Below are 8,163 nucleotides of genomic sequence, written 5' to 3'. Positions count from 1 at the left end.
CCGAGTGGCGCGCGGCCTGGCGGCCGGCTCTCGCCGCCCCGCCCTCCGCGCTGCCCGCGCCGACCGGCGATCCCGGGCTGCGCGAGCAGATCGCCGACCAGCTGCGGCGCTCCCGGGGAGTCGACGTGACCCCCGCCGACGTCGTGGTCACGAGCGGCACCGCCGATGCCGTCGCGCTGCTCGTCCGCGCCGCGTCGACCGCACTCGGACGCGCCGTGCGGGTCGGAGTGGAGGACCCCGGCTACCCCGCGGTGCGGCGGCGCCTGCACGCCGAGGGGCACGAGGTGGTCGGCATCGGGCTCGACGCCGACGGCATCGACCTCGCAGCGCTCGCCGCCGCCCGACCCGACGTGGTCGTCGTCACTCCCTCGCACCAGTACCCGACCGGCGGTCGGCTCGCCCTCGCCGCTCGCCTCGAGCTCGTGCGGCGCGCGACGAGCGAGCGGATGCTCGTGATCGAGGACGACTACGACAGCGAGTTCCGCTACGTCGGCGCGCCGCTCCCCGCGCTCGCCTCGCTCGACGCGAGCGGGGGAGTGGCGCACGTCGGCTCCTTCTCCAAGACCGTCTCGCCGTGGCTGCGCGTCGCGTTCCTCGCGCTGCCGGCGGCGTCGTGGCTGCGCCCGGCGCTGTCCGGCCTCGACTCCGAGCGCGACGCCTCGGTCTCGGGGCCGACGCAGGAGGCGCTGGCCGCCTTCATGGCGGGCGGTGCCTTCCGTCGGCACCTCACCCGCGCCCGGCGGAGGTACGCGCACCGCCGCGAGCTGGTCCGCGCGTTCTCGGAGCGGATCGACTGGGGCGAGGCCAGAGGTCTCGACGGAGGGCTGCACGTCGTCCTCTCGCTGCCCCGCTCCCTCGCGGCGTCCGACGTCGCCGACGCGCTCGCCCGGGAGGGGCTCGAGGTGGCGACGCTCGACGCGTACGCACTCTCCGGCGGGGCCGACCGGCCGGCGCTGGTCCTGGGCTACGGCCACCTCACCGACCTCGAGCTGACGGCCTCCCTCGGGACGATCGACCGCACCGTGCGGCGCCTCGCGCACGAGCGTGGTATCCCTGAGGGATGACCTCCGACGCGCTCCACATCACCGACGACCCGGACGCCGACGCGCTGCTGACGCGCGATCCGCTCGCCCTGCTGATCGGCATGCTGCTCGACCAGCAGGTGGCGATGGAGACCGCGTTCGCCGGCCCCCTCAAGATCGAAGAGCGCCTCGAGGCCCTCGGCACGCCGTTCGACGCCGAGGCGATCGCGGCCGTCGAGGAGGACGCCTTCTCCGAGCTCTGCCGCACCCCGCCCGCGGTGCATCGCTACCCGGCCAACATGGCCGGGCGCGTGCAGGCGCTCTGCCGGGCGATCGTGGACGACTGGGGCGGGGACGCCTCCGCGATCTGGACCCGCGACGAGCCCGACGGCAAGGCGGTGCTCGCGCGCCTCAAGGCCCTGCCCGGCTTCGGCGACCAGAAGGCGCGCATCTTCCTCGCGCTGCTCGGCAAGCAGCGGGGCTTCGACGGTGCGGGGTGGCGCGAGGCCGCCGGCGCCTACGGCGAGGAGGGCTCGTTCCGCTCCGTCGCCGACATCGTCTCCCCGGAGTCGCTGACCAAGGTGCGCGCGACCAAGCAGGCCGCGAAGGCCGCGGCCAAGGCGGCGAAGTAGCGGACCCCGCTAGAGCCAGTCCTCGATCGCGGCGATGAGGGCCGGTCGGTCCTCGCGCAGGATCGAGGATCCGGCACCGGGGACGCTGCGCACCTCGACGCCGCGGTCGGCGAGGACGCCGGCGAGCGACGGATGCGCGATCGGCTCCTCCGGGAGCACGGCGAGCGTCGGCACGACGACGATGTCGGGGGCGTCGGCCGCACCCCGCGCGGTGAGCCCGGCGGCCGAGGCCGGATCCCAGAGCCGGTGCGCCGAGACGTCGAGCTCGATCTGCTCGTCGGTCCAGATCGGGTGGCGGCGCCGCAGCTCGCCGGCGTCGCCCTTCTCGACCTTCGTCAGGGAGCGGGAGCCGCGCAGCGCGGCCGCCGGTCCGCGGGAGTCGGAGAAGGCGGGGTCGAGCAGGATCACGCGCTCGGGTCGGTACTCGTCCGCGAGCCGGGCCGCGACGACCGCGCCGAGCCCGTGCCCGACGATCAGGCCGGGGGTCTGCAGCACGGAGCCGCGCACGTCCGCCGCCCAGCGCTCGGGCGAGTAGGCGGTCGACTTCGGCGACCCGCCGTGCCCCGCGAGGTCCGGAGCGATCACGCGGTAGCCGTGCTCCTGCAGGGTCGGCACGAGGGCGTACCAGGTGCGCGAGTCCGAGGCGAGTCCGTGCAGGAGCAGCGCCACGCGGTCGCCCTCTCCGCCGTAGTCGCGGACGTGCAGCTCGAGCGGCTCGTACGCGCCCGCGGTGAGCGCGCGCTTGCGCTCGGAGCGGGTCGGCTCGATCACCAGAGCGTTGCCGAAGACCTGCGGGGCGGGTCCGAAGGCGTCCCGCGCGTTCTGCACGACCTTCCGGCCGAGCATCGCGTTGCCGACGCCTCCGATGGCCGCACCGACGCCGAACGGCATGGCGCGCCCGACGAGGCCCGCTCCCTGCTGCGTGAGGAAGTGCCGGGTGAAGGAGCGCTTCGCGCGATCGGCGAGCTCCCCGACGAGGAACGAGGGGAGCCCCTTGGTGACGACCGAGCCCCAGTACTGGGTGAGGCCCGCCCCGCCGGCGGCCTGCCCGGCGACCTGGCGCACCAGCTCGCTCCCGGAGGAGCCCATCATCAGCGTGAGGACGAGGGCGCGGGCGCGCTCAGGGTCCTCGAGCCGGATGCCGTGCACCTCGGTGACCGACTGCGCGAAGAGGGCGCTCGCCTCGAGGAACCCGACGGCGCCCGCGCCGGAGAGCGCCACGGAGGCGGCGGTGCCGATGCCGGGGACGACGGCCGTCGCTCCGATGGCCGCCCCGCCGGCGGCGACGCTCGAGAGGTACTGCCGTTCGAGCGAGGTGATGAGCTGCTCCGGACTCGCGTCCGGCCGGCGGCGGCGCATCGCCCTGATGTTGGCGAGCACAGCCGGCCGCTGCACGGCGAGCACCCTGTCGAGGAGCTTCGCGAACTGCGCGGGGTCGACCGCTCCGGGCTCCGACTTCTCGATGTCCCGGCCGCGGTCCTTCGGCGCCATGTGCTGCAACTCCTGCGTCGTCCGGATGCCGATCGCTCGGCTCCGTCGTCAGTCGGCGGGAGTCGGCGGCTTCGGCGCGTAGTCCTCAGCGTAACGCGCGAGCACCTGATCGATCGGTGCATCCAGCACCAGGGAGCCCTTGTCCAGGTAGAGCCCGCGGGTGCAGAAGCGGCGGAGGTCGCGCTCGTTGTGCGAGACGAAGAACAGCGTTCGCCCGGCCGCCAGGAGCTCCTCGATGCGGGCGTAGCACTTCTCGCGGAAGGCCTTGTCGCCGACCGCGAGCACCTCGTCGACGAGGATGATCGGCTCCTCGAGCCGCGAGACGACCGAGAAGGCGATGCGGACCTTCATGCCGCTGGAGAGGTGCTTGTAGGGGGTGTCGAGGAAGTCCTGGATCTCGGCGAACTCGATGATCGAGTCGAAGCGCTCGTCGACCTCGCGCCGCGACATGCCGTGCAGCCCCGCCGTCAGGTAGACGTTCTCGCGCACGCTCAGATCGGCGACGAACCCGCCGGTGATCTCGATCAGCGGAGCGACGCCGCCGAGCACCTCGACCGTGCCCTCGTCCGGCAGCACCACGCCCGCGACGAGCTTCAGGAGGGTCGACTTGCCCTGGCCGTTGCGGCCCACGACTCCGATCGCCTCGCCCCGCCGCACCTCGACGTCCAGGCCCCGCAGGGCCCAGAACTCGCCGGGGCGCGAGCGGCGGGCGCGGCCGGCGAAGAGGTCCTTGAACGAGCGGGTGCCGCGGCGGTTCCGCCGGAACCGGATGCCGAGACCGCGGCAGGCGATGACGACCGGCGGTAGCCGGGGGAGGGCGTGGAGGCCATCACAGCTCCTTCAGCACGGCGCGCTCGGAGCGGCGGAACACGATCAGGCCGAGCACGAGCAGGAGCACCGAGATCAGGGCCGAGGTGAGGATCAGCGGCGCGTCGAGCTCGCTCGCGAAGAAGGTGGAGCGGTAGAGCGCGAAGATCCCGCTGAGCGGGTTGAGCGCTGCCCACGGCTGGATCTCGACCGGGAGGTTGTCGGTCGAGTAGATGATCGGCGACGCGTAGAAGAGGAACCGCAGCACGAGCTTGATCACGCGCTCGAGGTCGCGGAAGAACACGACCAGCGGAGCGACCAGGAGCCCGACGCCGAGCGTCAGCACCCCCTGCAGGAGGATCGCCACCGGGAACAGCAGGACGGCCCACGTCACCTCTGCGCCGGCGAGGACGGCGAACAGCACCAGCACGGGGATGCTCGCGACGAACTCGATCCCCTTCGACAGCACGATCCGCCCGACCCAGATGGTGCGGGGGATCGACGTCGAGCGGACGAGCTTCGCCTCCTTGAGGAACGCGCGCGTCGCGTCCGAGGTGGCCTGGTTGAACCACATCCACGGCAGCAGCCCGGCGAGGAGGAAGACGATGTAGGGGTCCTCGCCGACCGAGCGGTCGAAGACGACGGTGAAGACGAAGTAGTAGATGCCCGACATCACCAGCGGGTCGAGGATCGACCAGAAGTAGCCGAGCGCGCTGGTCGCGTAGCGGACCGTGAGGTCGCGGCGCGTGAGCAGCCAGAGGGAGTGGCGGTAGCGCCAGCCCGCCGAGCGCCGGTGCCGCTCGGCGACGGCCGTGCTCGTGCCGTCCGCGGTGCTCGTGCCGTCCGCTCTGCTCACTGCGCGCGACTCCTCACCCGGCCCGGATCGAGCCGGGGAGGACCCGGGCGTCAGACGAAGAGGTTCGCGCGCTCGAGGTCCTCGGCGAAGTCCACCTCGACGGCGTAGAGGTCGGAGATGTCCATCGGCTCGACGAGCAGTCGGTCCTGCTCGATCGCCAACTCTATGCCACGCTCGAAGTAGTCCTGGGCGTCGACCCGGGCGAGCTGGCGGATGAGCGCGGGCTTGTCGGCCGCCGAGACGTAGTTGATGCCGACGGCCTCGCCGAGACCGCCGCGGACGGTCTTGGAGAGCTCCTCGATGTAGCCCTCGGCGCTCGTCGTGTACTTGACCTCCTCGTCGGAGACCTTCGCGGTGTTGACGGTGACGAAGGAGGCGTCCTTGGCGATGAGGGCCGCGGCGCGGTCGAGGATGCGCGGGTCGAAGACCACGTCGCCGTTCATCCAGAGGACCCCGCCCTGGCCCGAGGCCTGGAGGGCGCGGAGCAGGCTCTTGGAGGTGTTGGTCTGGTCGTACTGCTCGTTGTAGACGAAGGACGCCGAGGGGAACGCCTCGATGATGTGCTCGAGCTTGTAGCCGACCACGATGCTCACGGGCACCGAGGTGCCGAACGCGTGGTGGATGTTGTCGAACTGCTGCTGCATGATCGTGCGGCCGTCGCTGAGCGGCGTGAGCGGCTTCGGGAGGGAGCGGCCGAGGCGGCTGCCCATGCCGGCGGCGAGGATCACGACGGTGGCGGGCGTGCTGCTCGTGCTGCTCGCCTGGCCCCGGTTCGTTCCGTTGTTCGTCATCGTCTGCTCGTCTCCTCGAATTAACCGCTGCGTATCGATCTGATTGCTCCTCGGGTCGAGGGATAGTGTACAGTCCCCGCCCTCGAGGGCCAGGGTGGTTGACGTCGGCCGTGTCGGCGGGTGCGGCGCGGGCCCCGGTCGCCCGGCGGACGACTTGGTACCGTTGCCGGATGACGTCGACGAACGCCGAGGGGACCGAGCGCTCCCCGCGCCCCGCCGATCCGGAGGGCGTCGTCCTCGCCGCGGCGGAGACCGCAGCGGCGTCGGAGGGCCACCCCGTCGTCTACGAGCTGCACGCCGTCACCCGCACCTTCGGGCGCACCGTCGCGGTCGATCGGATCGACCTCGCGGTCCGAGCGGGGACGTTCTACGGCATCATCGGCCCCAACGGCGCGGGCAAGACCACCACCCTGTCCATGATGACGGGGCTCCTGCGCCCCGACTCCGGTCGCGTCCTCGTCCACGGCGTCGACGTCTGGAAGGACCCGGTGGCGGCGAAGAAGCTCATCGGGGTCCTGCCCGATCGCCTCCGACTCTTCGACCGGCTGACGGGTGCCCAGTTCCTCTTCTACGCGGCGGCGCTGCGCGGCATCGACAGGGCCACCGCCAAGCAGCGCGCGCAGGAGCTCGCCGAGGCGCTGGGGCTGAGCGACGCGCTCGAGCGCCTCATCTCGGACTACTCGGCCGGCATGGCCAAGAAGGTCGCCCTCGCCGGAGCGATGATCCACGCCCCGCGGGTGCTGGTCCTCGACGAGCCGTTCGAGTCCGTCGACCCCGTGTCCTCGGCCGCGGTGATCACCGTGCTGCGCCGCTTCGTCGCGGGCGGGGGCACCGTCGTGCTGTCCAGCCACGGTCTCGACTTCATCGAGCGCGTCTGCGACGACGTGGCCGTGATCGTCGGGGGCCGCGTGCTCGCCGCCGGCGCGGTGGAGGACGTCGCCGGCACCGCCACCCTCGAGGAGCGCTTCCTCGAGCTGGCGGGCGGCAAGCAGATCGCCGAGGGGCTGCAGTGGTTGCACGACTTCTCCGGCTGAGGCTCGACGTGCTGCTCGGGGCGTTCCGCTCCGGTCCCGCCCGCACGGCGGGGGTGCTCCTGGGAGTCGTCGTCGCGATCGCGGCCGCCGCGGGGATGCTCGCCGGGATCGGCGCGCTCGGCGACGACCCCGCACTCGCGGCCGATGCGACGATCGCGGTCGGCGCCCTCGTGACGGCCGGGTTCCTCGTGCTGCCCTTCCTCCTCGGACCGCTGGATCCCATGGACCCTCGGGCGTTCCGGCTCTTCGGGATCCCCAGCGCCCGCCTGGCCGCCGCACTCGCTCTCGCCGGCCTGATCTCGGTGCCGGTCCTCGCGCTGCTCGTGGTCGCGCTCGCGCTCGCGCCCGTCTTCGCCGGCGCCGGAGTCCTCGCGGTGCTCGGGCCCCTGGTCGCCGTCGCCACCGCGGTCCTCTGCGCTCGGATCGGTCTCGCCGCCTCGGCGGCGCTGGTCCCTTCGCGCACCGCGCGCGAGCTCCTCGCGATCCTGGGCCTCGTGCTGCTCCTGGCGGTCCCCGCGGTGCTGGTCGTCGTCACCGGACTCGACTGGGGCGGAGCGGGCACGCGCGCTCTCGGCTCCCTCGCGTCGGCGCTCGGCGCGACTCCGCTCGGCGCCGCGTGGGCGATCGCCCCGAGCGCGGTCGCCGGGGAGCCCGCCGGTCCGCTCGTCGTCGCCCTGCTCACGCTCGCCGCCCTCGCCGGGCTCTGGTGGCTGCTCGTGCGCCTGCTCGTCGAGCGGCCCGAGCGCACCCACCGTCCGGCGCGGGGACTGCGCCTGGGCTGGTTCGACGTGCTCGGCGGCTCGCCCGCCGGGGCGGTCGCCGCCCGCAGCATCACCTACTGGATCCGCGACCCGCGCTATCAGGCGTCGCTCGTGGCGGTGCCGCTGCTGCCCGTCGTCGTGATCGTGCTGCTGGCCGTCGTCCAGGTGCCGTTCCCGCTGCTGTCGCTGCTCCCGGTGCCGCTGGTGGTGCTCTTCCTCGGCTGGTTCCTGCACAACGACGTCGCCTACGACGGCTCGGCGTTCTGGCTGCACGTGGCGGCCGGAGTGAGCGGGCGCGCCGACCGCCTCGGCCGCGCCTTCCCGACGCTCCTGCTCGGGCTGCCGGTCGTGGTGCTCGGCTCGCTGGCGTCGAGCGCGACGTCGGGCCTCGACGGCGCCCTCCCGGTCCTGCTCGCCGCCAACACCTGCCTCCTGCTGGTGCCGGCCGGAGTGGCCAGCGCCGTGTCCGCGCGGCTCGCCTACCCCGCCCCGCGACCGGGCGACAGCCCGTTCGTGCAGCCGCAGGCGCCGGGCGCCGGTGGAGCCGGGTCGCAGGCGCTGGCGTTCGGGCTCGGGCTCCTCCTCGCCGCGCCCGCCGTGGTGCTGGCGATCCGCGCGCTCTTCCTCGATCCGGAGGCGGCGTCGGCCGCGGTGCTGACGGGCTTCGGCAGCGCCGCGGTCGTCTTCCTCCTCGGCGTGCTGCTCGGCGGATGGCTCTTCGACCGCCGCGCCGCCGAGCTGGTCTCGTTCACGAGCCGGTACTGAGGCC

Annotated in this window: 8 protein-coding genes; 4 read left to right on the top strand and 4 right to left on the bottom strand. The window is 73.3% G+C overall.

The genetic code is table 11. The features are described 5' to 3' along the window. Positions 1-1,064: aminotransferase-like domain-containing protein (locus tag B0T42_RS09780; protein ID WP_077222991.1), on the top strand; the 1,064-nt coding region annotated here is incomplete at its 5' end. Continuing rightward, complete coding sequence (locus B0T42_RS09775) at positions 1,061-1,654, top strand: HhH-GPD-type base excision DNA repair protein (RefSeq protein ID WP_077222990.1); 594 nt, start codon at positions 1,061-1,063, stop codon at positions 1,652-1,654. The genes B0T42_RS09780 and B0T42_RS09775, both read left to right, overlap by 4 nt. Positions 1,655-1,663: 9 nt before the next feature. Here the strand turns inward: B0T42_RS09775 and B0T42_RS19155 are convergent, their stop codons facing one another. From B0T42_RS19155 to B0T42_RS09755, 4 genes are read right to left on the bottom strand one after another with little or no spacing between them, the layout of a single operon-like run. After that, complete coding sequence (locus B0T42_RS19155) at positions 1,664-3,145, bottom strand: alpha/beta fold hydrolase (protein WP_094742725.1); 1,482 nt, start codon at positions 3,143-3,145, stop codon at positions 1,664-1,666. 48 nt (positions 3,146-3,193) lie between these two features. Further along, entirely contained in the window at positions 3,194-3,937 is a 744-nt protein-coding gene (locus B0T42_RS09765) for an ABC transporter ATP-binding protein (RefSeq protein WP_077222989.1), read from the bottom strand. A gap of 37 nt (positions 3,938-3,974) precedes the next feature. Then, positions 3,975-4,808: an ABC transporter permease gene (locus tag B0T42_RS09760; protein WP_077222988.1), complete on the bottom strand. Its 834-nt coding sequence runs from the start codon at positions 4,806-4,808 to the stop codon at positions 3,975-3,977. 50 nt (positions 4,809-4,858) lie between these two features. Continuing rightward, positions 4,859-5,599, bottom strand: a complete 741-nt coding sequence (locus tag B0T42_RS09755) for a phosphocholine cytidylyltransferase family protein (protein WP_077222987.1) — start codon at positions 5,597-5,599, stop codon at positions 4,859-4,861. 170 nt (positions 5,600-5,769) lie between these two features. On the opposite strand from B0T42_RS09755, the gene B0T42_RS09750 reads away from it, so the two are divergent. Both B0T42_RS09750 and B0T42_RS09745 read left to right on the top strand, forming a co-directional pair. Beyond that, on the top strand, positions 5,770-6,633 hold the full coding sequence (locus B0T42_RS09750; protein ID WP_077222986.1) for an ABC transporter ATP-binding protein: 864 nt from the start codon (positions 5,770-5,772) through the stop codon (positions 6,631-6,633). After that, positions 6,609-8,159: an ABC transporter permease gene (locus tag B0T42_RS09745; protein WP_139344468.1), complete on the top strand. Its 1,551-nt coding sequence runs from the start codon at positions 6,609-6,611 to the stop codon at positions 8,157-8,159. Before B0T42_RS09750 ends, B0T42_RS09745 begins: the two co-directional genes overlap by 25 nt. The last annotated feature ends 4 nt before the right edge of the window (positions 8,160-8,163 follow it).

Source organism: Rathayibacter rhapontici (assembly GCF_001995175.1).
Taxonomy (GTDB): Bacteria; Actinomycetota; Actinomycetes; order Actinomycetales; family Microbacteriaceae; genus Rathayibacter.
This window is presented reverse-complemented; position numbering and strand designations above follow the sequence as displayed.